This is a genomic window from Lactiplantibacillus plantarum (genome assembly GCF_014131735.1).
In the GTDB taxonomy this organism is placed as follows: Bacteria; Bacillota; Bacilli; order Lactobacillales; family Lactobacillaceae; genus Lactiplantibacillus; species Lactiplantibacillus plantarum.
In genome coordinates, this window is sequence record NZ_CP039121.1 from 756,878 (window position 1) to 783,514 (window position 26,637).

At 46.0% G+C, this 26,637-nt stretch carries 22 protein-coding genes, 1 pseudogene and 1 riboswitch; of the genes and pseudogenes, 12 read left to right on the forward strand and 11 right to left on the reverse strand.

The window, feature by feature from the left end; translation table 11 throughout:
• Nucleotides 1-145: 145 nt before the first annotated feature.
• The 3 genes from E5260_RS03360 to apf (E5260_RS03370) form a co-directional block, all read right to left on the reverse strand.
• Nucleotides 146-646: a methylated-DNA--[protein]-cysteine S-methyltransferase gene (locus E5260_RS03360; RefSeq protein WP_003642124.1), complete on the reverse strand. Its 501-nt coding sequence runs from the start codon at nt 644-646 to the stop codon at nt 146-148.
• 181 nt (nt 647-827) lie between these two features.
• Complete coding sequence (gene apf, locus E5260_RS03365; RefSeq protein WP_003642123.1) at nt 828-1,892, reverse strand: aggregation-promoting factor; 1,065 nt, start codon at nt 1,890-1,892, stop codon at nt 828-830.
• Between the two features lie 467 nt (nt 1,893-2,359).
• Complete coding sequence (gene apf / locus E5260_RS03370; protein WP_003642122.1) at nt 2,360-3,304, reverse strand: aggregation-promoting factor; 945 nt, start codon at nt 3,302-3,304, stop codon at nt 2,360-2,362.
• Nucleotides 3,305-3,612: 308 nt separating this feature from the next.
• Between apf (E5260_RS03370) and E5260_RS03375 the strand changes: the two genes are divergently transcribed.
• Nucleotides 3,613-5,157 carry a glycosyltransferase gene (locus tag E5260_RS03375; protein ID WP_003642121.1) on the forward strand — a complete coding sequence of 515 codons (1,545 nt, stop codon included), beginning with the start codon at nt 3,613-3,615 and terminating at the stop codon, nt 5,155-5,157.
• Nucleotides 5,154-6,662 carry an accessory Sec system glycosyltransferase Asp1 gene (asp1, locus tag E5260_RS03380; RefSeq protein WP_003642120.1) on the forward strand — a complete coding sequence of 503 codons (1,509 nt, stop codon included), beginning with the start codon at nt 5,154-5,156 and terminating at the stop codon, nt 6,660-6,662. The genes E5260_RS03375 and asp1 overlap by 4 nt, the downstream gene beginning before the upstream one ends.
• An 84-nt stretch (nt 6,663-6,746) precedes the next feature.
• On the opposite strand, the gene E5260_RS03385 is transcribed toward asp1, so the two are convergent.
• Nucleotides 6,747-7,574: a LysR family transcriptional regulator gene (locus E5260_RS03385; protein WP_003642119.1), complete on the reverse strand. Its 828-nt coding sequence runs from the start codon at nt 7,572-7,574 to the stop codon at nt 6,747-6,749.
• 116 nt (nt 7,575-7,690) lie between these two features.
• Between E5260_RS03385 and E5260_RS03390 the strand changes: the two genes are divergently transcribed.
• Complete coding sequence (locus tag E5260_RS03390; RefSeq protein ID WP_003642118.1) at nt 7,691-8,701, forward strand: YeiH family protein; 1,011 nt, start codon at nt 7,691-7,693, stop codon at nt 8,699-8,701.
• An 83-nt stretch (nt 8,702-8,784) separates the two neighbouring features.
• On the forward strand, nt 8,785-9,348 hold the full coding sequence (locus E5260_RS03395; protein WP_003642117.1) for a GNAT family N-acetyltransferase: 564 nt from the start codon (nt 8,785-8,787) through the stop codon (nt 9,346-9,348).
• A 59-nt stretch (nt 9,349-9,407) separates the two neighbouring features.
• Here the strand turns inward: E5260_RS03395 and E5260_RS03400 are convergent, their stop codons facing one another.
• Both E5260_RS03400 and E5260_RS03405 read right to left on the reverse strand, forming a co-directional pair.
• Entirely contained in the window at nt 9,408-9,908 is a 501-nt protein-coding gene (locus E5260_RS03400) for a DUF4811 domain-containing protein (protein ID WP_003642116.1), read from the reverse strand.
• The gene (locus E5260_RS03405) at nt 9,905-11,389 is read right to left on the reverse strand and encodes an MDR family MFS transporter (protein WP_003642115.1); all 1,485 of its coding nucleotides are present in this window, start codon (nt 11,387-11,389) and stop codon (nt 9,905-9,907) included. Before E5260_RS03405 ends, E5260_RS03400 begins: the two co-directional genes overlap by 4 nt.
• Nucleotides 11,390-11,602: 213 nt before the next feature.
• Here E5260_RS03405 and E5260_RS03410 point away from each other — a divergent pair, with 213 nt between their 5' ends.
• The 3 genes from E5260_RS03410 to E5260_RS03420 all read left to right on the forward strand — a co-directional run bounded on the left by E5260_RS03410 (nt 11,603) and on the right by E5260_RS03420 (nt 16,258).
• Entirely contained in the window at nt 11,603-12,265 is a 663-nt protein-coding gene (locus tag E5260_RS03410; protein ID WP_003644753.1) for an HAD family hydrolase, read from the forward strand.
• A 118-nt stretch (nt 12,266-12,383) separates the two neighbouring features.
• Nucleotides 12,384-13,571, forward strand: a complete 1,188-nt coding sequence (locus tag E5260_RS03415) for an MFS transporter (RefSeq protein ID WP_003644752.1) — start codon at nt 12,384-12,386, stop codon at nt 13,569-13,571.
• A gap of 1,286 nt (nt 13,572-14,857) precedes the next feature.
• On the forward strand, nt 14,858-16,258 hold the full coding sequence (locus E5260_RS03420; protein WP_003642112.1) for an aspartate ammonia-lyase: 1,401 nt from the start codon (nt 14,858-14,860) through the stop codon (nt 16,256-16,258).
• 262 nt (nt 16,259-16,520) lie between these two features.
• On the opposite strand, the pseudogene E5260_RS03425 reads toward E5260_RS03420, so the two are convergent.
• Together E5260_RS03425 and E5260_RS03430 are read right to left on the reverse strand one after the other, a co-directional pair.
• A pseudogene (locus E5260_RS03425) lies at nt 16,521-17,451 on the reverse strand (AEC family transporter).
• A 68-nt stretch (nt 17,452-17,519) separates the two neighbouring features.
• Nucleotides 17,520-18,197, reverse strand: coding sequence for a YczE/YyaS/YitT family protein (locus E5260_RS03430; RefSeq protein WP_003642110.1), 678 nt, complete (start codon nt 18,195-18,197; stop codon nt 17,520-17,522).
• Between the two features lie 195 nt (nt 18,198-18,392).
• On the opposite strand from E5260_RS03430, the gene E5260_RS03435 reads away from it, so the two are divergent.
• On the forward strand, nt 18,393-19,559 hold the full coding sequence (locus tag E5260_RS03435) for a cation:proton antiporter (protein ID WP_003642109.1): 1,167 nt from the start codon (nt 18,393-18,395) through the stop codon (nt 19,557-19,559).
• A gap of 63 nt (nt 19,560-19,622) precedes the next feature.
• On the opposite strand, the gene E5260_RS03440 is transcribed toward E5260_RS03435, so the two are convergent.
• Entirely contained in the window at nt 19,623-20,162 is a 540-nt protein-coding gene (locus tag E5260_RS03440) for a dihydrofolate reductase family protein (protein WP_003642108.1), read from the reverse strand.
• A 357-nt stretch (nt 20,163-20,519) separates the two neighbouring features.
• Nucleotides 20,520-20,564: riboswitch (PreQ1 riboswitch) on the forward strand.
• 20 nt (nt 20,565-20,584) lie between these two features.
• Here E5260_RS03440 and E5260_RS03445 point away from each other — a divergent pair.
• A complete protein-coding gene (locus E5260_RS03445) occupies nt 20,585-21,565 on the forward strand; it encodes a nucleoside hydrolase (protein WP_003642107.1) in 981 nt (326 codons plus the stop codon).
• A complete protein-coding gene (locus E5260_RS03450) occupies nt 21,562-22,113 on the forward strand; it encodes an ECF transporter S component (RefSeq protein WP_003642106.1) in 552 nt (183 codons plus the stop codon). Before E5260_RS03445 ends, E5260_RS03450 begins: the two co-directional genes overlap by 4 nt.
• Before the next feature lie 227 nt (nt 22,114-22,340).
• Here E5260_RS03450 and E5260_RS03455 read toward each other — a convergent pair whose 3' ends face one another.
• Both E5260_RS03455 and E5260_RS03460 read right to left on the reverse strand, forming a co-directional pair.
• Entirely contained in the window at nt 22,341-23,021 is a 681-nt protein-coding gene (locus E5260_RS03455; RefSeq protein WP_003642105.1) for an ABC transporter ATP-binding protein, read from the reverse strand.
• Nucleotides 23,022-23,035: 14 nt separating this feature from the next.
• Nucleotides 23,036-24,103 (reverse strand): ABC transporter permease, encoded by a 1,068-nt coding sequence (locus E5260_RS03460; RefSeq protein WP_003642104.1) that lies wholly within the window; start codon nt 24,101-24,103, stop codon nt 23,036-23,038.
• A gap of 172 nt (nt 24,104-24,275) precedes the next feature.
• Between E5260_RS03460 and E5260_RS03465 the strand changes: the two genes are divergently transcribed.
• The gene (locus E5260_RS03465) at nt 24,276-24,779 is read left to right on the forward strand and encodes a YagU family protein (RefSeq protein WP_003642103.1); all 504 of its coding nucleotides are present in this window, start codon (nt 24,276-24,278) and stop codon (nt 24,777-24,779) included.
• 383 nt (nt 24,780-25,162) lie between these two features.
• Complete coding sequence (locus E5260_RS03470; RefSeq protein WP_003644750.1) at nt 25,163-26,461, forward strand: cation:dicarboxylate symporter family transporter; 1,299 nt, start codon at nt 25,163-25,165, stop codon at nt 26,459-26,461.
• Nucleotides 26,462-26,637: the final 176 nt, after the last annotated feature.

The following is a 26,637-nucleotide window of genomic DNA, read 5'->3' on the forward strand; positions in this document are numbered from 1 at the left end:
GCTGCTTTTGAACTTACACAACTTGGCACGTTTTAATCCTAATTAGGCCTAATAACTATTGGCACAATTAGCAATCATTGTTTGATTTTATGATGACATAGTTGATTCGGTGTGACAAGGGCGTGCGCTTGGTTCTAAGTGAAGCTTATTTGGGCAAGCGGGCGTTTTCAAGAGCTAATAGGGCGCGTTTCATTGGCAAACCACCACGATAGCCGCCAAGTTGACCGTCTTTGCGGCGGATACGATGGCAGGGGATCACAATAAGGAGTGGATTTTTACCAACGGCGCTGGCGACAGCTCGGACTGCGGTAGGGTGATTGATCATTGTGGCGAGTTGTGAATAAGTTGCAGTTTGACCGTATGGAATACGGGTTAAAGCTTGCCAAACTTGGTGTTGTAAAGGGGTGCCCGTCGTTTGGTCGAGGGGTATGTCAAAATGCTGGCGTTGACCAGTTAGGTAATCATGTAATTCTTGACAGGCCTGTTGATTAGCTTGTTGATCATAATGAATATTAGCGGATTTGAAGAAGGCTTGCCATTCGTCGCGTGGACCGTTGGCACGGCCGACAAAGGCTAAGCCGGTGGGCGTTGTGCCCAGCCAGTAAGTTTGCTGGTTAATGGTTGTTTGGGTCAATGTTAAGTGCATGTGTGAGCCCTCCGTCTCAATTAGGATAGCGTTAGTATAACAGAATTGGTGGTGTGACGACCTGATTAAATCAGAACATCACTGCTATATCTTAATGAAAAAAGCCAGTGCGAACGATGAGTCGTCCGCGCTGGCTTTGATGTCAATGATAAAGCTTGAATTTGATAATTGCAGATGCTGATTAGTACCAGCCGTTTGCTTGCCAGAACGCTTTAGCAGCAGTCCATGAGCCGTAACGGCCAGCGACGTATGCGTCGGCAGTCGCTTCTTGGTTGGCGGCAGAATAATCGCCATTTAAGAGGGATTGACCAAGTTGATATTTACCATAGTAAATACCGTTGGTTACGGTGTAGGAGCCACCAGATTCGCGAGCAGCAATCCAGGCCTTGGCAGCAGCCTCAGATGTACTAGTCGAGCTGGTTGTCGTGCTTGTTGTTGAACTGGCCGTGCTTGAGCTAGCTTGACTGGCAGTTGTGCTGCTAGTACTTGCACTACTAGTTGCGGCTGAACTAGCGGTGGTCGTCGTGCTTTGACTGGTTACCGTTGTACTTTGACTAGCCGCACTTTTTACTGAACTAGCACTGGCTTGACTAGTACTGCTTTGGCTAGCGGCCGACGTTGCACTCTGGCTCGTCGTGCTAGTGACTGAACTAGCACTGGCTTGACTAGTACTACTTTGGCTAGTGGCCGACGTTGCACTCTGGCTCGTCGTACTAGTGACTGAACTAGCACTAGCTTGACTAGTACTGCTTTGGCTAACGGCCGACGTCGCGCTTTGGCTCGTTGCACTGGTAACTGAGCTGGCGCTGTTTTGACTCGTGCTGCTCTGGCTAACGGCTGATGTGCTGCTTTGACTGGCTGCACTGGTAACTGAGCTGGCACTGGCTTGACTCGCTGTGCTTTGACTAACCGTTGACGTGGCGGTAACGGTGCTAGTAGGATTTTGAACGGCGGCACTAGTTATTGTAGTCGTCGTGCTTGGCGTGGCTACTGAGGTGGTGGCCCGTGTCATTTTAACTGTCTGGTGTTTGTTAACTTGTAGTTTGTCCCCGACGTAGATTAAGTTGACGTTCTTCAAATGGTTCAACTTTTGAACGGCGGCAACGGTTGTTTTGTGAGTGTCTGCGATTTCACTGACAGTGTCACCAGCCTTGACCGTCACCGTATCGGCCTTAGCAGCAGTTGCACCAAGGGCAATGGCACCAGTTGTTGCTAATGAGGATAATAATAGGTGTTTAATTTTCATATAATTGATTCACTCCCAAACTAGATTAGACTTCCCTTAAAGTTTACCATCATGTAAGCGGTTCGTTAAGCGCAATTTGCTTACTGACGGACTTTTTAGAAAATAAAACATGCCCGATTAAGACATAGTGTAACAGATTAACGCTTACATTACCGCTAATTTGCAATGCAATCTTAGTGACGAGTGTGTCAATGTAGTGACCTGCGTAACGTGATTACGTTGACGGTGGGGGGCATGGTAGAATTGGACTTTTGAAAAGCCCTCCCAAATTGACTGCGGCTTGCACGTGTTCGACTTTACCAGCAGACCATTTGCATAGTGGTTGATGAAGGACTGCAATAAGGGCCGATCATGGGGGGATTGCCAGTTTGCAGTCAGGCAAGTCCGATGCACCTATATGGCAACAGAAAAACGCGGCCCCCATATAGGACCGCGCTGATTGTATGTTCAGTTGTGCATGAATGTGTTTAGTAATAACCGTTGGCTTCCCAGAAGGCCTTGGCCGCTACCCATGAACCGTAGCGTGAAGCCACGTATTCGTCAGCGACGGTTTCCTGATTAGAAGCTGAGTAGTCACCGTTTAGAAGTGACTTGCTGAGTTGATACTTACCATAATAGTTCCCGTTAGATGCGGTATAGGAGCCACCGGATTCCTTGTTGGCAATCCAGGCTTTTGCGGCAGCTTCAGCACTACTTGATGTGCTAGTTGTTGATGAACTGCTGCTAGTACTCGTTGTGGTGCTGCTTGAAGTGGTAGCACTACTGCTGGCTGCCGTACTTGTGCTGGCGGCACTGGAAGCAGTGGTGTTGCTCAACTTCGTCATAGATGCGGAAGTGGCGGTTGAACTTGACGCCGTGCTAGCTTGGCTCGTTGCAGAGCTTGAAGTGGCACTGCTAGTTGACGAACTGGCGGCACTACTTGAGGCCGCGCTGGCGGTTGACGTGCTGGTCACGCTACTTGAAGCAGCACTTGTGCTTGATGAGCTGGCAGCACTACTTGAGGCGACACTTGTCGTTGACGAACTGGTAGCCGTGCTAGCTGCTGACGTACTTGTACTGCTGCTAACGGATGCGCTGCTGGCACTTTGGGTGCTAGTACTGTTGGCCGTTGAACTGGCAGTACTGGTCGAACTAGCCGTACTTGAAGCAGCACTAGTTGGTACTTGGGTAGTAACCGTGGTTGCGTGGTGTTTGCCGTTGACTTCCAGTTTGTCACCGATATAGATCAAGTTAACGTTCTTTAAATGGTTGGCTTTTTGAATCGCTTTGATGGTCGTCTTATGCGTTAAAGCAATTTCACTGACAGTATCGCCAGCTTTAACGACAACGGTATCGGCATTAGCAACGGTAGTACCTAAAGCTAACAGACCGGTAGCTGCCAATGAAGTTAATAGGGCATTTTTAATTTTCATAAGTTAATCAGTCACTCCTATAAAAGTTGTGTTGTTATTTCGATTGAATGATGATTAGTATACCGACCGCAGATTGCAAAGCAATAAATAACAGATTACGGTTTGAGCCAATTTTGTAATAAAGTAACATGGTGTAACAAGTTAACACTTTCATCATGTTTTCGCCACATTATCATCACACTCGCGGTAAAATTCAGAAGGTAACTTAAAAAATGGTTTAAAGCTGTGAGCGATATTCTTATTAATTCAGTAAAATTTGTTATAATCGAGACCGTTAAGCAGAACGTCGTGTAAGGGAGCGAGTAATAATGTATTATTTTGTGAATACCAGCATTAACCCGAAAAAATCGGGAATTGAACATGCTGAGATGAAACGGCTGGCACTTTTTAACCAGCATCACGTTCCTGCTAAGATGGTCACGCGATTTTTTTCATTATCGTTACACCAGACACTGACAGCAGCAGGGATTGCGGCTGAAAATCAAATTAATCTGTTTGATTTCATTCAGCATTCCAGTGAACGGCCAACGACTAAGATGACGATTGAAGATCTGCATCTAGCACCGGACTTGCGGGTGCAATCCGTTGGGCGTCATTATGAAGTTTATCAAAATGACCAATTATTAATGAAGGTCAATACATTTCTGAACACTCAAAAACAACTGAACAATGTCCAATATTATGATCAAAATGGTAAGTTAGTGAAGACCGATTGGTACGATACCCGGGGATTTAAAGGGCTTGAACAGTTCTATGCCGCTGATGGACAAGTAGCAAGTGAACAAGTCTTTAATCCGGACGGGGAGGTTGTCTATCAGACATTTCATATGGCAGATCGACAAAATCAGGTCCAAAATTCACTTTATCGATTCATTAATTATGAGGGGCAAGACTGGTCATTTGCTGGTGAAACGGCAATGACAACCTTTTTCCTCGATGAACTTAATCGGAGGACGCCGCATGCGGTCTTTGTCATTGATCGGACGTATGAGTTGGCTTACGCCGCACTTCACATGCGAACTAAAGCGTTTAAAGTCATGCATTTACACAGTAATCACGTTAATGATCCAGCCCATCCGAAGACGGCTAGTCTCAACTTTAATTATGCTTACGCGCTCAATAACCTAGACCAATGGAACGGCGTCATTGCGTCGACTAAGCAACAAACTGCTGACTTTCAAGCCCGCTTTGGCAATCAACCCGCCGTTTATACGATTCCAGTTGGGATTGTCGATGACGCGACTTTGAATGCGCCCAAGCCATCTTTTGATCAGCGCACCGCAGGCAAGATTATTTTTGTGGCGCGTTTAGCCGAAGAAAAGCAACAAGATCAGGTGATCCGGGCATTCAAAAAGGTATTGGCCCAAGTGCCGAATGCGACCCTTGATTTCTGGGGCTATGCAAATGGTGATACCGGCAAACAACTGCATCAACTTGTGGAACAGCTGGGACTGAAAGCGGCAGTTACGTTTAATGATTATACGACCGATTTAACAGCTGTCTATAATGATGCGCAGTTGGCGATGTTAACGTCGCGGGCAGAAGGTTTTGCACTTGCCTTGCTTGAAGGTCAGGCCCATGGGGTGCCCCAGATTGCCTATGATGTCAAATATGGGCCACGTGATATTATTCGGGACGGTCACGATGGTCAATTGGTGCCGGTCAATGATGAAAATGCGTTGGCTACGGCGATGATCGACTTGTTAACGCAGCCGAAAAAGTTAGCCATGTATAGTCAACAGGCTTATCAAGATGCCCAACGCTTTAGCACAACGGCTGTTTGGCAACAGTGGCAACCACTCATGAAAGCCGCAGCCGATTTTTATCAAGTTGAGGGGGCAACACAGCGATGAATTTTTTTGTGAACCAATATTTAATGGCGTTAAATTCTGGTGTGGAACATGCCGAATTCAAACGGCTCCAGTTGTTTAAAGATCATCAGGCACCGGCTAAACTAGTAACGCGTCAATTTGATGGTTTGTTACATCAGAATATGCGGCGCTTCAATATTGCCGATGATCAGATGGCCAACTTGTTTGACTTTTTTCGTGAAACGACCAGCTTTTCCAGTCGGGTCATCAAGATGGCTGATTTGAACTGGCCAACTGCCTATGACATTAAGCCGGACCCCAATGTCAGTGAGGTGCGAGCTGGTGATCGGCTGGTTGCTAAGGTCCACTTTGTCCCCAGCACGGTGGGGCATGTGTACTTCATTGAAATTTTTGATCACTTCAATAATCTTGTTCAGCGTACTGATTATGATGAACGGGGCTTTAAGGCCCGTGATGAATTCTTCTCGTCAGCCGGGGAACCAATCACGGATATTTTCTATCGACCAGATGGTAGTCGGATGGCCGAACAGTATTATACGCATGATAATAATGGGACTAATTATGTTTCGTTGTGCCATCTTATCAATTATCATGGCCGTGACTACTACTTTAATGGTGAACAAGAATGGTACCGGTTCTTCTTAGATGAACTGAACAAGCAATATGATGAAAACAACGTCTTTATTGCGGATCGGCCGTTAGCTGCTCAGTGGCCGGTGGTGAACATGCAGACGGCGGCTAAAAAATATTTGTGGTTACCCACGCCACATGCAGTCGATCCGCGTGATCAAGTCTATTCTAATTTGAATAACGCGTATGTTTATGGCCTGCACGAGTTTCTGAGTGCTTGGGACGGTGTGATTACGAGTACCGAACAACAGAAGCAAGATTTGACGCAGTGGCTCGGTGGTCAACCGAGTGTCCCAATCCTGACGATTTCAGCAGCCATTGTTTCCAAACAGCAAGCTCAACACGCACCAATTTCGATCAGTGAACGTCATGCGCATGAAATTATTTATACCGGCCGTTTGGATGCGGAACGGCGCGTCGATCAGCTAGTGACAGCTTTTGACCAAGTGCACCATAAGATTACGGATGCGACCTTAGTGATTTACGGGTATGGTGGTGAGCTTGACCGTCTAAAACAGCAAGTGTCCCAGTTGCACCTAGAGACCGCCGTGACTTTTGCTGGGTATCAACCGAACTTAACAATGGCTTATGATCAGGCCGGTGCTTACGTTTATACTGGTGAAAGTGATGCGCAGCCATTATCGTTAATTGAAGCCCTTAGTCATGGTGTGCCAGCAATTGCTTATGATATTAACTATGGCCCTAAGGATGTTTTGAAGGATGGCAAGAATGGTTATCTGGTCACGGATGGTGCCGTCAACCAACTAGTCAGAGCGCTGACCCGAACACTTGAAAGTCCGCAACGTCAGCAACGACTTAGCAAGGGGGCCTATCGGAGTAGTGAACAATATAGTGATGAACAAGTTTGGCAACAGTGGCAGCCGGTTGTTCAGTGAATATCAAAAATGGTCTGGCTTTAGTGGTCAGACCATTTTTTAAACGCTAATGTCAAAAAGACCTAATAACAACGGCGGGGATCGCTAATCTGACCACGTTGTTAGGTACTGGGTAATTGCAGTCTGTACGGGGCGCAGTGCCGCTGCCGGTTGCGTGTTAGTCAGTAAAAAGAATTGGCGTTGGTAATGGGCACTTAGCTGTTCGATGGGAATCTCGTTGCTTAAAACGTGACGTGAAATAATTGTTTGGCCGATACCATGAGCGAGGAGGTCCGCGATGATTTGGTTACTGTGGATGACCATGACTTGTGCTGGCTGAATGTTGCGGGCTTTTAAAAAGGCGTTGGTATAATGACGCACACCGGAATTAGGTTCACGTAGCAGCCAGAGGGGACTGGCAAAGTCGCCCGCATGGACGAGCTCATCGTGACCAAATGGCAAGCGATTGAGCTGGTCAGTAACGAGTGGCTTTTCAACTAAACCAAAGTCCAGTTTGTGTTGGGACATAGCGGTCAAAATTTCGGCCGAATTGGCAAGCGTCACTTGAAAGTCAAAGCGATCACTGACGGCACTCAAATTGGCTAATAAGGTGGGTAGAATCAGACGCCCGGTTGTGTGTGAGGCACCAATCCGGCAAGGAACTTTCACTAAGTGGCGTGGTGATTGTACCGCTGTTTTGGTAGCGGCCCAAGTTGTTAACAGCTTTTGAGCCTGTTGATAGAGGAGCTGACCACTGGCAGTAGGAACGATTTCTTGGCGCCCGTTACGTGTTAAGAGCGTGGTTTGTAAATCGGCTTCAAGTTGTTTGATTTGTGTTGAGACGGTCGGCTGGGAAATAAAAAGTTGCTCGGCGGCATGGGAGAAGTTGCGAGTTTCGTATACCGCACAGAACGTTTCCAATTGTTTAAACATTGTGTTCACCCCTAACTATTATTTTTATTAATAGTAACTATCATAATAATTTATTTCTCAAATGTAAATAACTTTCGTATACTTAAAAGCATCGAGATAGAGATGGGAGAAAGCGAATGAAGGTCAAAGGGATTTTACCGGGGTTAGTGACCAGTCTGGTCATTGCAATTATTAGTCAAGGATTGGCGCAATTTGTGCCAGCGTTAGGTGCGGCTACTATCGCGATTCTATTAGGAATCATTGGTGGCAATACGTTTCTGAAACAACCGCAACTTGGTCGGGGGACTAAGTTCGCAGAAAGTAAGCTGTTGGAATATTCCGTGATGTTGCTCGGTGCGACGATGACGGTACAGACAATCGGCAAAATTGGTGGGTTCGGCGTGCTCTTTATTCTTTGCCAAATGACGATTACGATCGTTGGGGCTTTGTGGTTGGGGCGTAAGCTGGGTTTCAGCCAGTCGGTACGTATGCTGATGGCCGGCGGTAACGCCGTGTGTGGGTCGTCGGCGATTGCATCAATCGCCCCCGTTATTGACGCGGATGAAGATGATAAGGGGACTGTCATTACCTTAGTTAACTTGATGGGGACAGTGCTGATGTTAACGTTACCGGTCTTAGGAATGGCCGTGTTTGGTGGCAGTGTCATTCTTAAAGGGGCGTTGATTGGGGGAACTTTACAATCAGTTGGGCAGGTAGTGGCCGCAGCTAGTATGATTAATCAAACAACGGTTCAATTTGCAACGATTTTCAAAATTATGCGGATTATGATGCTAGTCGTCGTTGTTTTGATTTTTGGCCGGTTACACCAACGCACGATTGAAAATGAATTGGCTGAGGATGCTGTCGTCAGTGGTAATGGGAACGGTCATTGGTTACCATGGTACGTGGCCGGGTTCTTAATCTTATGTGCATTGAATAGCTTGATTTCGTTACCAGCAATTATTGGCGCAACGGCTCATACAATCAGTAGTTGGTTTGAAATCATTGCGTTAGCAGCTATCGGGTTACGTTTGAATCTTGTTAACTTTATGAAAGCTGGCAAGCGCTTAGCACTGTATGGTTTAGGCGTGGGGACGATTCAGGTCGTCAGCGCCTTGATTTTAATTACGTTATTACTGCAACATTAATTGGGTTTTGAGACACTTAAATCGCAATCATGGTTAATCATTCAATTAATCATGATTGCGATTTTTCATCTAAGAGAGTAGGAATGTTCATGCTAACTTATCAAGTCACACCAGCGATTGAATTGCGAGAACCGCTACCCCAAAGCGATGCGCCGGCATTACTAGCATTATTAACCGCTGATCGTGCGCAGTATCAGTATTATTTGCCATGGGTGGCTAAAATTCAAACGGTGGCGGATGAACAACGCTTTTTAACTTTTGCACAAGCTCAGTTACAACAAGCGCAAGCGCTCAACCTAGTCATTGTCGTTGAACAACGGGTTGCGGGAATGGTTAGCTGTGACCACTTCGATGATAACGACCACAGTGCCAACATCGGCTATTGGTTGGGACGACCATTTCAGGGACGCGGCGTCATGACGGCAGCCGTCCGTGGCGTTTGTGATTTGGGTTTTAATCAGTATCATCGGCAATGTTTGCGGATTCGTGCGGCGGTGGACAATCAGGCAAGCAATGCGGTGGCGCAACGGGCGGGCTTTGACTTTTTGATTCAGCATCCAGGTGGTCAGCACTTATTGGATGGCGATCATGATGAGAATGTGTATCAGGTTTCAGCGGTTGATTGGCTGGCGAAGCGCCACAAGTGATGACGATTAAACAAAAATAAAACTGACTAGCCAAGATGGTTAGTCAGTTTTATTAACGTCTAATTTTTAACTGTCACCACTTGCCACGTCTTAGGAATTGTAAACAAATATTGGCGTTGAACAATTTTTGTCTTGGTATTTCCTAGGCTGAATAACACGTGTGTCAGGTGATTTTTAAACTGCCAAGTCGTGGTCTTTAGTTGAACCTGCGCGGGTGAACCGCTAGTCAGTTTAGTTGTTGTGGTGGTTGCGGTCACCGTGTGACTGACTTTAGTGGCGGCTGCAACTCGGTAACTGATGACGCGTTCAGACCCCGTTCCGAGTTGCTGGACCCGCAACGCCGCTTGTTTGGATTTTAGCGGGGCTAAATCTTGAATTTGCGTGCGGGTGACTTCGTGCATGCCCCAATGGTAATTGTCGTTTAGGACGAGGGCGATGAGGCTAGCGGCAATAATCAGGCCACTAATAATAATGGCAATGAGACGGTTGCGGCCTGCTGGTGAAAAAATCATCGTGCCAGCAAAGACAAGGGTTGCAAGAATTAGTAAGACAATGATCATGCGGCATCATCCTCCTGACTAATGGTTTTTGAATGATTGGTTTTTAAGAAGAAGGTAATCCCAAAGCCAATCGCACAAAAAATGAGTGAGACAACGAACGCCATGTGATAACCAGTTAAGGTTGCGGTGATTCCGTCCTGACGGTATTTCAAAGGTGCCTGTGTCAGTAATTGATGTCCCGGCATTTGCCACTTAGCGACGCTGGAGTAGACACTGATTAAAACGGCCGTCCCCATTGAAGCTGCGACTTGACGTAGGGTGTTGTTGGCGGCGGTCCCATGGGAAATCAGCCGGAAAGGTAACGCATTGATCCCGGTCGTTGTGACGGGCATGGTAACCATGGTCAGGCCAAACATCCGAATGGCGTAAACAACGATGATCCATAAGATTGGGGTCGTGGCGCTAATTGATAGGAAGAAAGCAGTTCCAAGCGTTAGGAGTAACATCCCCGTCATTGCTAGTCTGCGGGCACCGATATGGTCAAAGATGCGACCAGTAATGGGGCTCATAATTCCCATCATGATTGCGCCAGGTAATAAAATCAATCCAGAGTCCATTGCTGAACGACCGAGGACCGTTTGAATATACATTGGCAAAATCATTTCGACGCCCATCATAGCCATGTAAGCGAGGGCGGTCAGGATTGCGGATAGGGTGAAAGCCGGAATCTTAAAGACACGTAATTCCAATAATGGCTGATCCATGTGAAGTTGCCGCCAGACGAATAGACCAATGAAAATCAGACCAATGACTAAAGTTGTGAGGACGACTGGGTCGCCCCAACCAGCATTACCAACGGATGAAAAACCGTATAACATACTGCCAAAACCAATTGTTGAGATCAAGACTGACCACCAATCAATTGGTTGTTTGGAAGTTGGTAAGACTTTCCGTAAAGTGAAGAATGAAACGATGATGACTAGAATATTGATTGGCAGGATGAATAAGAAGAGTGCCCGCCAGGAATAGTTATCAATAATCCAGCCAGAGAGTGTCGGTCCGATGGCGGGTGCTAAGCCAATAACAATTCCGGCTGTCCCCATTGCGGAACCCCGTTTTTCGGGTGGATAAACTGAAGACATGATTGTTTGAAACACTGGGGCGGAAATTCCGACGCCCATTGCTTGAATCATTCGGGCAATCAGCAACATCTGAAAGTTGACGGCAAAGTACGCCAGCGTAGTTCCCAGACCAAAAATAAGCATGGCTGTTAAGTACAAATACTTGGAATTGATTCGGGTCAGCAACCAGGCACTGACGGGAATCATGATTCCCATGATTAACATGAAACCAGTGGTCAACCACTGAACGGCGGTTGCTGAAATATGAAAATCGGCCATTAACGTTGGAAAAGCTGTCGTTAATAGTGTTTGGGTAATGAAGGTAGTGAACGTCCCGACAAGTAAAGTCAATACAAGCCAAGTCCGGTGATAGGGCTGGCCGTTGGCATCAAGCGGCAACGTTGAATTTTGAGTTGGCATAATACCGTCCTTTCTTTTATAAATTCTGTAATAATGCACAATCAATAAGTATATCACGATGCAAGTCCTAGGCCTATTAATTGGTACTGGGGCGGTCTGCTGAGTGTTCGGTGTCGTGGTAAAATAAAATAGATAATATTAGTTAATTTGTGGTGAGTCGTGCTAATGATAGCCAGCACAATTCATCGACATTCAGTAAGGAAGCTAAAAAATATGACCAAAAAATATTTAACATTTGATTGTTACGGGACGTTAATTAATACTGAGCCGCTGTATCAATGGGTGGCTAATTTAGGATTGGCGGTTGGTTTAGACCCACTAACGGTTCGCAAAGCCTACGCGACTTATGAGGACGATCCTGCCAGTGTCAATCCTTATCTAGATTATTCAACATTAGTCCGGGCTGATCTTAAGCATTTAGATCGATTGTTTGAACAGAGACACTTCTTTGAAAGTCATTACGTTGAATGCTTGGAAGTGCAACGACACCTATTACCATACGCCGATGTTATACCGACCTTAACAGCGTGGCAGCAATTGGGCTATCAATTGATTATTATGTCGAATTCTTCCTGGGATATCATGCCGGCCAACATTGCTGCTTTAAAGGTGTCGTTCACAGCGGTTGTTACGGCTGAAGACATTCAAGCTTACAAACCAGCGTTAGCTTTCTTTGAAACGGTTCAAGAGCGTTTTAAGTTAACGGCAGATAATCATTGGCATATTGCACGTGGCTATGAATCCGATGTTGTTCCAGCCAGTGCTATGCAGTGGCCGATGATTTGGATTAATCGTGATCAGCGACAACCGACTAGTTCTGAACGGCCGACCCATATGGTTACTGATTTGGCCGCTGTTAAGCAGTGGGTTAACTAGGCGTGCGCGGTAGTGTCCCCGTTGATCAACAGTTAAAACACTGGTTGATCATCAGGGTTGAACAAGCTTTCTAATTTTGACTAAGCTGTTAAATCTCAAAATTAGAAAGGAAATTAACGTGAATTCAAAATCTTTAAATAAAAGTACGGTCCTATTAATGGCGATCTCCGCGGCCATTGTAGTGGCTAATATTAATTATATTCAACCGATTGAGGCGGACATTGCGCAACAGTTTAATCTCCCAAACGCCGTTATTGGCGCGGTGGCAATGCTGACGCAGTTAGGCTATGCCTTTGGGTTGCTCTTAATTGTACCCATGGGTGATATCATGAATCGCCGAATGTTGATTATGCGCTTACTGGTACTCGCAATCATTTCAGCGTTACTAGCCTTCGTGGCTCCCAATATTTGGGTGTACGCCTTGGCAAGTTTACTGATTGGGATAACCTCTGTGGCACCACAAGTTATTATTCCGTACGCTGGCTTTCTCGCACCTCGTAATCAGCGTGGTCAAGTCTTGGGCAACGTCCTGAGTGGCTTGCTCGTGGGGGTTCTCTTGTCACGAACTGTCAGTGGGGTACTTGCGAGCTATTTGTCTTGGCAGATGGTCTATCTGATTGCCGCTATCTTGATTGCAGGATTGTGGCTCGTCTTGTGGCGAAAATTACCGCATGATCCCGTGACGACACATACCACGAATTATAAAGCCATGATTCAGACAGTACCTCAGTTAGTAAAACGCTATCCGGTTTTGCGAGCGTCGGCTGTTAACGGATTTGTCTTGTTTGGTGTTTCTAATATTTTCTGGGCAACACTCGTCTTTTACTTGCAGCATCAATACGGGTGGGGAAGTCGTGAAGCTGGTCTGCTTGCGTTGCTAGGTGTTACCGGTGTGTTAGCAGCCCCTTTAATTGGCCGCCTAGCCGATCGTTTTCGGCCCCGAACGATTATCGGCTTGGGTCTAGTGTTATCAACATTAGCCTACGTAGTGTTTTGGCTGAGTGGTACGCATTTGGTGGGGTTAATTATTGGTATCGTCATTCTTGATTTAGGTACTCAATTCGGGCAGGTCGCGAATCAGACACGGATTCAAAGTATCGATGTCCATGCCAGTAGCCGTTTCAATTCGGTATTCATGTTTGGCTACTTCATGGGTGGCGCCCTAGGTTCATTTTGTGGCAACGTCTTATGGTATTTAGCTGGTTGGAACGGCGTCTGCGGGTTAGCGGTCGTCGTGTTAATGATTGGCTTTTATGCCCACTTTGTTCATTATCCACGGGTGGTGACACGACAAGTGCAACATTAGCAGTGTATTAGTTAATCGGTCATGAATCATGATTAAAACGTGTCAAGTTTAGATTGTTGTTCGTCAGCCGGTGTGCGTCCTATTCCGACCTCCGGGGCTGGGTGACAATTGCTGGAACGCAGCCGACGTCGATTTGAGCTAACGCATAACCCGCGTCATCTCAAATACGAGTCTTATTCTAAGCCGGAAGAAAATCACTTCCGACTAAGAATAATTTGGCTACTGAGCATTGTCACCCAGCCCCTCCAGTCTCAGCCTGTGAGGGGCCACGGGTTGAAGCCGAGCATTGCCTAGCCATCGGATTAATGCGGTTTTGGCATTAGTCCGTTGGCGTAGCAAGCACAGGATTCAGTGGCACCGAGCACGTTTCGGGAACCCGCTCGAATGGCTAATGAACGGCCACTTAACTTAGCACAATCTGTTGTTGGCTATTTTGATACGGGAACTTTAAACGAAACGTTAGGGTTGTATTAACCACTTTGTCGAGACGGCCAATTATTACGATGTTGATTGAGGAATAGTGAGACATCCTAATATCATTTTCACCCTGACAGTTGATTGATAAAATTATTGTTTATGAAAAACAATGACGAATTCACCAAAAGTTGGGTCCGCACATGTCCGCCATTCGAACACTGTCCCGACTGGAAGGCGTTTCGGCCAATACTCAGCACTGCAAGAGTGTGAGGTTCAGACGAGTTGAGACTGAGGATTAGCCTAGCTAGGGCGTTAAGCGGTGAATTTCCGCTTGGCGTCATAGCGTAGCTAACCGCAAGTCTCAGTCTGACCCGAACACGTTTCACCAATATGGCATTAAAGCGTGGAAGACCAGTATTTAAGACGTGGGCTTCGGCTTAAATCTGTGTCCACCGCGTTCTAGCAATTGGCCGAAATGCCTGGAAGTCGGCGTAGGACGAACTTGAAAAGCATGTTTACGCCCACTCGCACCTGTTTCCAGCGGTTTTTAGCTGGCCGTTTTTGAACTTAAAAAACGACACGTTTTAATCATGATTAATCCTAAAATGACTAGCACGATACCTGTTGTTAAGTAGGCTGTTGATGTTTGTGTAATAACTTAATGATTGGTATAGGCGCTGGCAGTAGGGGACAGTTAATTAATATGAAGTATGCTGATGATGAGCTTAATGAATATTAACCATAATCGGCGTTGAACTTAATATTAGTCGTAAATCAATTAAAAGGATTGTATTTCAGAGAAAATGGTCTAAACTCTAATTATTCATGTTAGAAGATGTAACATGAAATCTAAATAAGAGGGTTTTGCTATGCGAATTGAAGCTGATTGTATTGGTAAGTTAGCTGTTCCGGATGATGCTTTGTATGGAATTCATACGTTACGTGCCGTTCATAATTTTCCGATTACGACGGAATTGATGCATCCACTGATCATGCAAAGCCTTGTTCAAATCAAGAAAGCGGCGGCCAGTGTGAATGCGGCTGCCGGAACTTTGTCTAATGATAAGGCACACGCCATTATTGCGGCATGTAATCAGTTACTACTGGGGCGTTACGCGGATAACTTCATTGTGCCAGCGATTCAGGGGGGTGCTGGGACCTCGGCTAACATGAACGTCAATGAAGTGGTGGCTAATTTGGCTCACCGATTGATGCCGGCAGTTGCCGTTCATCCCAACGATGATGTTAATCAATCACAATCAACCAATGATACTTTTCCAACGGCCGGTAAAATGGCGCTTTGCATGCAACTCCCAGGACTATTAACGGCACTCAGCCGGTTGGTACAAACGTTACTGGTTAAATCGCAGCGTTATCAAGATGCCATCAAAGTTGGCCGAACTCAGCTTGAAGATGCGGTACCGACGACGTACGGGCGGACCTTTCATGCTTATTACCAATTATTCAAGCGTGATTTGACCCGTGTACGGCAGGCGGGCGAACATCTCCGAATCGTAAATTTGGGTGGGACTGCAATCGGTACCGGCATCAACGCGACTCACACGTATCAACAACAGATTTTAGTGAAATTAAATCAAAATACTGATTTAGATTTAGTAGCCGCACCAGACTTGATCGATGCAACGCAAAACTGCGATTTGTTCGTGGAATTCTCTGCGGCCATGAAGACGTTAGCCGTTGACCTTTCCAAGTTTAGCAATGACTTAAGATTGCTGGCGAGCGGCCCACAAGCTGGCTTTGGTGAATTGAATTTGCCCGCGCAGCAAGCTGGTTCTTCTATTATGCCAGGTAAAATCAATCCGGTTATTCCGGAGGTTGTTAACCAAGTTGCGTTTGAAGTGATTGGTCACGACACGACGGTAACAATGGCAGCGGAAGCAGGCCAATTGGAATTAAACGCTTTCGAGCCGATTATGTTACGGGCATTGCTAACCAGTGAGCAGCATTTACAGCAGGCCTTGACTACATTAGTCGATCACTGTGTGCGGCAATTGACGGTCAATCGCCAACGCTGTGCAGATCAAGTGGCACATTCGGCCATTACGGCAACTGTTTTGGCGCCATACCTTGGTTACGAGACGACTACCGCGCTGATTAAAGAAGCGCTCACCACTAACCAAGCAATTCCTGAATTATTACATCGACGTCGCTTGCTTAGCGATGCTTTGGTCGAGCAGCTGTTTTCGCCGGCCGGACTAACTCAGCCACGCCCAGAGGTTATTGAACAACTACGAGCGGTTGCAAAGTAGCCACTGTTTTGCAGTGCAATTTATGGCTGAGATAGGCTAGTGCTGAAGGTTGACACCAGCCAGTTTAAAGCCAATGGACGTCGCACGACTTAGCACAAACTAAAGTTAGCGCGCTTTCTGCCAATTACTAAAACGCAGTGGATCCAAGTTTAAGCCGTATCTCAAATGCTAGTCATTAAAAATGAGTCACCAGAATGAAAAATTCTGATGGCTCATTTTTAGTTGTCGTTTACTTAGTCTTAGCTAAAAGCAGTGAGACACATTAGTGTAAGTTGACCAAAGCAAAAACGATTGGAATGGTAACGACACTTAAAATCGTTGAGATGCTCATTAGGGCAACGGCTGGCCCGGGATCACCGTGGACTTTGAGCGAGAACAAGACGACGATTCCGGCGACTGGGCAAGCAGCCATTAACACTGTGGTGAATAATGGCTGCTTGCCCAGTGATACCCATTAGCTGGAGGACAACAATCGCCAAGTATGGAAACAATAAATTGCGCAATAAGATGACTAACCAAAGACGTTTATCGAGTGTTGCACGGTTAAGTTTAACGTCTGCCAAACTATTCCCAATAACGATCATGGACAGGGGTGTGTTGACCGAACTGACATATTTAATAGCGCTATTGGCAATCGTTGGCAGTTGCAGCGAGGTTACGAAGATCAGTAGCCCAACAACAATGGCGATGATATTCGGATTAAAGACGATCTGTTTAAGATTATCCCGCCGATTGCCCTGTTGTCCGGTGAAGAGGGTGATACCGTGAGTCCAGCTAAAAATATTGAAGGCCGCTAACGAGGCAACAGCATAGAATACGCCAGTTGCACCGAATAGGGAGCTGGTTAATGGAATCCCCATAAAACCGGCATTAGAATATACGGCACCGTAACGCATAATGCGACGCAAATTCTGGTCAGAGACACGTTTGAATAGTAATTGCGTCACAATGATCATGAGCACATAAATGATCACAATTCCAGCAATGACCCGGGCTAACATTTGTAAGCGGTCGGCTGAAAATGTCTTTTCAAAGGCTTGAATAATCAAGCAAGGTGACACAATGTATAACAGGATGTTGGTTAAATCAGTTGAAGTCTGGGCATGCATGAAGCCGAGCTTGTTAACGAGCAGGCCGACGAGCATGAGAATGAACATCAAAATGATTTGACTAGTTAGTTGCGTTAAATTCATTTACTTCAGTCCAATAAATTAGAATACTCTCATTATTGAGGTTTGGCCTGAACTTTGTCAAGATTCATTTAGGCCGGATGATGCGCCTGGACAATATCCACGTGATGTTTGAGATGGGGAAAAACATGATGATCAGACCACCCCATGATGGCACCTTGAGCAATTAAGGCAAAGGCCGTCCCGAAGCCAATGGCGCGCAAATGACCTGTGGCGAAGAATGAAACGACGATAATCGTCAGAGGTGGCAAATAACTAGTCCACTGGGCAATAATAGCGGAACCATGTAAAAACCGAAAGCGTAAGATATACGATAAATCATCGTTCGGATGCTGAATTAAATTACAACGCTGGTAAATCGAGACGGCGGCCGCAACGCCTAATAGCCCAAGCACGTTTAGAATCAAGCGTGGTAACAGGGGCAGGGCGGGAATCTGTAGCCAATCCCAAAAGTAGCCGATAAATTGGACCAGGTAACTAAAGGGCACGATATAGAGCAAGTTGGAGATAAACCGACGCCGATCAAAGTGACCTAACAGAAGTTGGTTGAGAATCGTGACAACCACACCGTACAGTAATAAGGTGGTTCCTAATGAAATATGGGTCCAGTCAGCTAGATTAACGCTGGAGCCAGTCCAGACGGCGCTGCCTAGGCTGGTGGCGATGGTGAGCGCGTTGGCAGCAGAATTCAGAATAATGGAAAAGACTAAAAAACCAAAACGTTGACGAAAATCAGGAATGTTCAACACGACTAAGCGACCTTTCAGTTAACAGTATATGAGTTATTATAACCGCTTTCATAAGTGGATGTCACGGCTAGACTCATAAAAATATGCTATACTAATTGCACGATAGATTTTACGGTTGAAGGACACTTCAAGAATTCGGGCTACTTTTGGGTTGGGTAGTCAGAGCTTGCAGTGCCCTTTTTTAGGAGGTTTTTAATGGATTACGTTGGTAGTTTAGCGTTGATTTTAATTGTTACGGCGGTTGCGGGTCACCTGAGTGTCCGAATGGGCCTACCCGCGGTGATTGGCCAATTGTTAAGTGGAATTATACTTGGTCCAGCCGTATTAGGTTGGGTCTCAGCAACAAGTTTTATCAAAGACTTCGCGGAGCTTGGCGTGATTATTTTAATGTTCATGGCCGGCTTAGAGAGCGATTTAAAATTGCTGAAGAAGTATTGGCGTCCTAGTTTGTTAGTTGCGGTCCTGGGGGTCATTCTACCCGTTGCGGTGATTGACTGGTGTAGCCAACTATTTCACCTTAACGCCACTGAAAGTTTGTTCTTGGGCGTAACCTTCGCGGCCACATCGGTTTCGATTTCAGTCGCGGTTCTCAAAGAGTTAGGCGCCCTCGATGGTAAAGAAGGGACGACGATTTTAGGTGCAGCGGTCGTTGATGACGTCCTGGCTGTTTTGATTCTGAGTTTGATGATCAGCTTATTTGGCAGTGAAGTCAGTGGTGGCGGTAGTCATGCCTCAACCAACTTGGGACTCTCGCTGGCGATTCAGTTGGCGTTCTTTGTGGCGCTGTACTTTGTGGTCAAGTGGGTGGTGCCACATTTAATGGCCGTGGGGAATGCCCTACTGGTTCCAACCTCCATCACGCTGATGTCACTAGTGATTTGTTTTGGACTCTCATACTTAGCGGACGCAATCGGTTTAAGTGCTGTGATTGGCGCGTTCTTTGCCGGTATCGCCGTTGGTCAGACGGACTATCATGAAGTTATCGATGAGCATATTCAACCCATTGGTAATGCTGTATTTATCCCAGTCTTTTTCGTTAGTATTGGGCTGAATATGTCATTCAATGGTTTCCTGAACGATTTTTGGTTCATCGCTGTGATTACCGTTGCGGCAATTGCCACTAAGCTCATTGGTGCCGGGGTCGGCGCACGGTTGGCGGGTTTTAATTGGTTAAGCGGCTATGAGATTGGCGCCGGCATGGTGTCACGTGGGGAGATGGCCCTGATCATTGCACAGATTGGTTATCAAGGCAAATTACTATCAGCTGATCGTTATTCGGCAGTCATCACGGCAATCATTTTAACGACGCTGATTGCACCACTATTACTTCGTCAGGCGGTTAAACGCCAACGTGAAGCTTAAAGCAATTGAAAATCCCAACTTGTTTGCGTGTTGCAAACGGGCTGGGATTTTTTAATCACGACATTATTCAGTTGTTAAACGTTGATAGTGGACTTCGGCGAGCTGACCATATCGATTGGTGTCAACTAATTCAAAGCGCTGTTGCTGGTCAATTGCTTTAAATAAGGGAATACCATCACCCAAAATGACTGGTGCAATCTGGATGTAGAGCTCATCAACTAAATCCGCAGCTAACAGCGGCATTAAGACGCCAGCACCGCCAACAATCCAAATATTTTTGCCAGCGGTACGGCGCAAGTCTTCGACGATCTTCGTGACGGGGGTATTGGTGAACTGGGTGCGTTCATCGCCGGTGTGGGGGTGGGAAGTCATGACAATATTGTGGGTCGCCGGATTATATGGATTAATGAGTTGATCAGTGGTTTGTTCCATCGTGTATTCGTAAGTATGGCGGCCCATGATGGCGGTATCAACTTGCTGCATAAATGCTTCGGTGGGGGCATCGTTGGCACCAGCTGTTTTGAACAGCCAGTCCAGCCGATTATCCTTAGTGGCTAAACAACCGTCAATTGAAATGGCCCCATAAAACTGAACTTTACGCATGATTCGACACCTACTTTATCTTTAGTAGTCATATTGTACCATGTTTTCCGGTCATTCACTTGCTGAACTCCGGTAAAAGTTCAGTAACATAATTAAATAATTGGTTCGAAATGGGAGGTGGGAAACTACTTAAGGTGTCGCTGGGAGCGTGTGAATGCTGCAAATAATGATGTTGTGGGGCTAATGAGAATGAGTATCCACAGCGGGTTGAGCAGGTCGTGGTGATCATTGTCGGAGAAGTAGCATACGGGCAATCAAGATGTGAGTTGAAGTAACGATTGGTGGTTTTCAAGGGCCCCACCGTCCGCTATAATTGGATTAGCATTTCATCACATACAGTTTGACCTAATTAGGCGAGCTGGCCTGGTTCGTAAACTTCCCAGGATAAAAAACCAAGAACTTCAGTTATCGGAGGTAAGAGAATGAATGCGACGCGTAACGTTATTATTGACTGTGATCCCGGGATCGATGATAGTTTAGCACTATTATTGGCGCTTAAATCACCGGCACTTAATGTGATTGGGATTACAATTGTTTGTGGGAACGTGCCAACCCATATCGGTGCGGAAAATGCACTGAAAATTTTAGATTTGGCTGACCGATTGGATATTCCAGTCTATTTGGGCGCTAATCGCCCATTGGAAGTCGCCTACACGAGTGCGCAAGACACCCACGGCGATGATGGCTTAGGGAATAGTCAGATTCCAGCGGTAACGGCGGTACGACCGATTCAAGATGCCGCTGGTTTTATTGAAGAGACGCTGATTGAAGCACCTGATACTTCGATTTTAGCGTTGGGACCGTTGACGAACATTGCAACGGTACTGCAACGTGATCCACACTTATTTGAACAAGTCGATCAATTTACACTGATGGGTGGAAGTTATCGGAGTCACGGTAATTGTTCGCCAGTGGCTGAATACAACTTCTGGTGTGACCCGGATGCGGCCAAGGTCGTCTTTGACTTGATGCCTGTTCCCATTCAGATGGTTGGTTTAGACGTCACGCGTAACATCGTGTTGACACCCAGTTTATTAACGTATATTAAAGACGTCAATCCAGCAATGGGGGCTTTTGTTGAGAAAATTACAACCTTTTATTTTGACTTTCATTGGAAATATGAACGGGTTATTGGTTGTGTGATCAATGATCCGTTGGCCGTGGCCGGAATGCTTGACCCAACGATTCTGAGTGGCTTTGAAAGCTACACGACGGTTGTGACGGATGGTGTCGCGCGTGGGCAGTCAATCGTGGATGATCATGATTTCTGGCACAACACACCCAATAGTCAAATCATGACGAAGGTTGACGTCGTAGCTTTTTGGCGGTTGTTCTTAACGACTGTGGTCGGTGCGGCTGATCCTGATTTAACGCAAGTCTTGCACCAATTGGTGAGTGCATGAAGAGAATAAAGACGCGGGCAATTACGTTATTGGCGCTCTGCATTGCCCTGAATATTGTTGGCAGTAACATTGCCTTGATGTTAAAATTACCGATTTATTTAGATTCAATTGGTACCGTTTTGGCTGCTGCTGTGTTTGGACCACTGGGTGGGATGTTGGCCGGGGGTGCCACCGGAGTTATCGTGGGTGCGACGACAGACCTGTACTCGCTGTTCTTTATGCCCGTTCAACTGCTGACTGGGTTAGTTGCTGGTCTGCTATATCGGCGAATCAAGCCGGGCACGTGGCGGTCAAATTGGTGGTTAGCTGGTGTTATTTCACTTCCCGGAACACTTTTATCCACGGCGATTACGGTCATCTTATTTCATGGCATCACGTCGTCTGGTTCGAGCATGCTAGTCCAATTATTATTAGGTACCGGTATGGGCAAAACGATGGCCGTCTTCTTGATACAAGTGGGAACGGATTATCTAGATCGGTTTATCACGGTGTACGTGGTCGCACTTGTTTACCGCGCGTTGCGATATAAATTGCCGCAAGCTAATTAGTCGAACGGATGACTTGGTGTCGGATGACCAATCTAAGCATGTTTACGCTAACTCGCACTTTTTCCAGCGGGCCGAAGCTGGCTGTCTTTGAGCTTGGCAAATTCTAGTTTTCGATTCGTAGTATCTGATGAGTCGTGTGAATATGAACAGTAAAAATGACCTCACAGGAACATTCCTGGCGAGGTCATTTTTACTGTTATGAGGTTAAAGTGCAGTGGTCAGTAGCACTACGAGTCGCGGCGACTCATCTTACCATCTTCAATTTGATAGACCACGTCACAGTCATCAATCAGCCGTTGGTCATGGGTCACCATTACGATGGCCTTTTGGTGCTGATGAGCTTCGTTGGCGAGGCGCTTGACGACGTCGATGGAGCGGGGCGTGTCCAGGCTAGCGGTCGGTTCATCTGCAAGAATGACGCTTGGATCATTGTAAAGAGCGCGGGCGATGGCAACACGTTGGCGTTCACCACCGGAGAGGTCACTTGGGTAGGCATCCCGAACTTCAGTAAGGGCTAACTCTGCTAGTAATTCATCGGTGCCTGCTTGATCAAATTTGCGCCGGGCCATTTTATCGACGAGCTTGAACTGTTCACGAACCGTCAGGAATGGAATCAGATTGGAACTCTGCAAGATAAAGCCAATTTCATTGAAACGGTAGGCTAAGCGCTGTTTTTCCGTTTGATTCGATAGTGGTTGTCCGTTCAGAATAACTTGACCACTTGTTGGCGTTTGTAAACCGGCAGCAATCGTCAAAAAGGTGGATTTACCCGAGCCAGAGGGGCCGATAATCGCGACGAATTGGCCAGCACTGACTTCGAAATTGGCATCAGTCAAAGCGTTAACAGCGGTATGACCGTGACCAAATTGTTTATTAATATTTTGTAAGGCTAAAACTGGTTGACTCATTGATATCATCCTCCTTATCCAATGGCAACGACGGGGTCAATCTTGGCGACAGTCCGCCATGAGAGTAAGGCACCGACGACTGCAGCTAACAAGAGAGCCACACTATAAATACCAAATTGTGGCCAGTCAATGGCGAATGGTAATCCGGCGGGCATGATTTGCGCGAGGCCTAACGTAATTAGAAGGCCGATGCCGATACCAATGATTGCCATGACGACACTTTGGGTGAGTAGGGCAGCCAAGATGTGTTTGGTACCAATACCTTGTACTTTTAAGACCCCGAACAAGGCTTGTTTTTGAAGGGTCAGAACGAACATGAAAATTCCAATCACGGCTAGGGCAATTGCGAACAAGAAGTAAATCATCGTGTTGAGTGTCAACTGCTCAGCGCTGTATCCTGGTAATTTTTCAATAAACGTGGCAATTGATAAACGTTGCATGTTGCCATGATGTTGAGTCTTGAAATGACTCTTTTTAGTCACAAAGGCGTTGACCGGTTGTTGATCGCCACTGGTGATGGGATTACCTTTGAGACGATTGAGCGTGGCAACGTCCGTGTAGACCGTTGGCGCAATACTATAGGTACTAGCTTTGAAAGTACCGACGATCGTTACCTTTTGATCAGTGGTCCCAATGCGAACTTTCTGACCAATCCGATAGCCTTTGTCTTTTAATCCCGCGGAAATCAATAATTGATTCTTGCCGTTGATTCGGTGTCCTGAGATGACTTTTGGCATCAGAAAACTATCGCGAGTGGTCCCAAAAGCGCTAGCGTTAGTTTTTTGACCATTACTGGCAGTTCGTAAAGTACCGGACAGACTAGCTAAGGGTGCGACGTCCTGACCTTTGATTCGATCTTGGTCTGCTAGTTTTAATTGGGATGCTGACAGTGTCTGATTCGCATCTTCGTTCAAATAAACTGTTTGAGCATGCCACTGGTCAACAGCCTGACGATTACCATTGGATAACCCGTTAGCAAGGCCCGCTAACATAAAGACGACGAGGGCAATTAGTAGCAAAACCCCGCTAAGTAGCCCATATCTGAGTTTTTCGTGGGCCATTTCTTTTAAGCCTAAATACATGTCAATTCCTCCCTTTTAATTTCATTTATCAAGTGATAAATCAATGTGGTAATCGTATCACGTTCATTTTTGTAAATCAAATTTTTTATTTAATTACCAGGCTAAATTATTTCGAAATGGGTACCAAGGCTGGTATGATTAATTTATTGAATAGAGAGGCAGGTAATTATTAATGGTGAACAAGCAGTTCAATCATCGGGCCGCAGTTATTGCTGGTGTGACTGGTGGTGTGATTTCTGGTTTAGTTAAGTTAGGGTGGGAGAATATCCTACCGCCACGAACGCCACAGCGGGATCAAACGAATCCCCCACAACAATTATTGCAACAAATTGGGATTCCCGCCAGCGTTACGCATGCAACGTATTCATATTCTGGTCATGATTTACCAGGTGTCAGCTATGTCATGCATTTCGGATTCTCAACGACGTTTGCTGTGGCCTATAGTTTATGGGCTCGCAAGCACCCCCGGGCAAAAGGTGGCAGCAGCGCGTTGTATGGGTTAGGTATCTGGACAGCCTTTCACCATGGTATCTTGCCAGCACTGGGGACCGTTCCCGCTGCGAAGGATCAACCAATGACCGAACACGTGTCAGAAGCCATTGGGCATGTTTTATGGATGTGGACCGCTGATTGGGTTAGTGCCGCTGTCTATGACCGGATGACCCGTTCCAAATAGCGGTTTAAATCGGTTAGTGAGTGACGACATGATGAGGTGTTGTAGCCGCAGCCGTTGAATAAAGTTGTTGCTTGAAAAACTAGCTTGGTTAGGAATGATTACAACTGCTAACCAAGCTAGTTTTAATTGTCGCTATTTTGGTTAATGTTCGGATTCTGATGGTAACGGAAATAGTGATTCACCGCGACAATTACGTGATTATGAGGAAAGCAACTGAGATTAACGTCTATTACAATGGGACCATTTGATTTTAATGATTGATTTTTTAATTTAATTCTCATATTGACTGAAAATGTGCTAAAATATTAATATTGTGTGCAATATTTCATAAAAACATCCATAAATGAGAATGGGGCGGAAGTAGCTTGGAAAAGCAGGGAAAGATGAAGCGGTATCGCCAGTTCCGATTGAGCTTGGGCTGGCAGATCTTAATTGGGCTAGTGCTTGGAATTGTATTAGGGGTCGTCTTTTATGGCAATAAAACGGCGATTACTGCGATGCAAAACATCGGGACGATGTTCATCAGTCTGATTCAAATGATCGTTTTACCAATCGTGGTGGCATGTCTGATTACCGGGATTGCTAATATGGGCGACCTCAAAAAGTTAGGTCGGATTGGTGGTAAAACCATTATCTATTTCGAAATCATGACGACGATTGCGATCGCCTTAGGGTTGTTAATGGGTAACATTTTTCACCCTGGTGACTATATCGATATTCATCAACTACATGCGTCGAATATTAGTCAGTATGTGCAAACCGCTAAGACGGTCTCACACAATGGTATTTGGTCGACGGTCATGGGTATTATCCCGACTAACGTCTTTAAATCATTGTCAGCTGGTGACATGATTCCAGTCATCTTTTTTGCCGTTTTCTTTGGTTTAGGGACGGCGGCTATTGGCGAACAAGGCAAAATTATTCTGGACTTTATGAACGCTGTCGCCGAAGCTATGTTCAAAGTGACGAACTGGGTCATGCACACGGCTCCGATTGGCGTCTGTGCCTTAATTGGGGTCACGGTCGCTGAAATGGGCTTGAAGGCGCTGGCCCCGTTAGGCTATTTCATTATTCTTGCTTATATTACCATGGCAATCTTTATTGTGGTTGTGATGGGCATTGTTGGTAAGTTATTCGGTTTAAATATTTGGCACCTACTACGGGTCATTCGTGATGAAATGGTGCTTGGCTTTTCAACGGCGAGTTCTGAAGCGGCCCTGCCCCGCATTATCGATAAGATGGGGAAATACGGTGTTAGTGAAGGAATTGTCTCATTTGTGATCCCAACTGGGTATACGTTTAACTTGGATGGCTCCGCAATTTATCAATCGTTAGCGGCGCTTTTCTTAGCTCAGGCTTATGGGATTCACCTGTCACTCAGCCAGCAGATCACTTTATTGATTGTACTTATGATTACGTCAAAGGGGATTGCTGGTGTGCCGGGGGCTTCGTTTGTTGTCTTATTGGCGACGATTTCAACGATTGGCGTGCCAGTACAAGGACTCGCTTTTATTGCGGGAATCGACCGGCTAGTTGACATGGGACGAACCGTGGTTAACGTGGTCGGCAATTCATTAGCTGCGGTAATTATCGGTAAGTCAGAACATGAATTTGATACGGCCAAAAGTGATCAGTATTTAGCTGAGATTCGGGCGGGGCATGCGCGCGCAATTACGAAATAATTGAAAACAGCTCTGTCAGTTAGTTCTGCATTAATAATGCGATGGCGATGATCACTGATGATTGATAGGCCCAAAAGTTGTATTTCAGAAATTAATTTCTGAAATGCAACTTTTTTTATGATATCTTATTCTGGTTACAGCAATTACTTCAGCGATTAAGTTATGATAAGACCTAT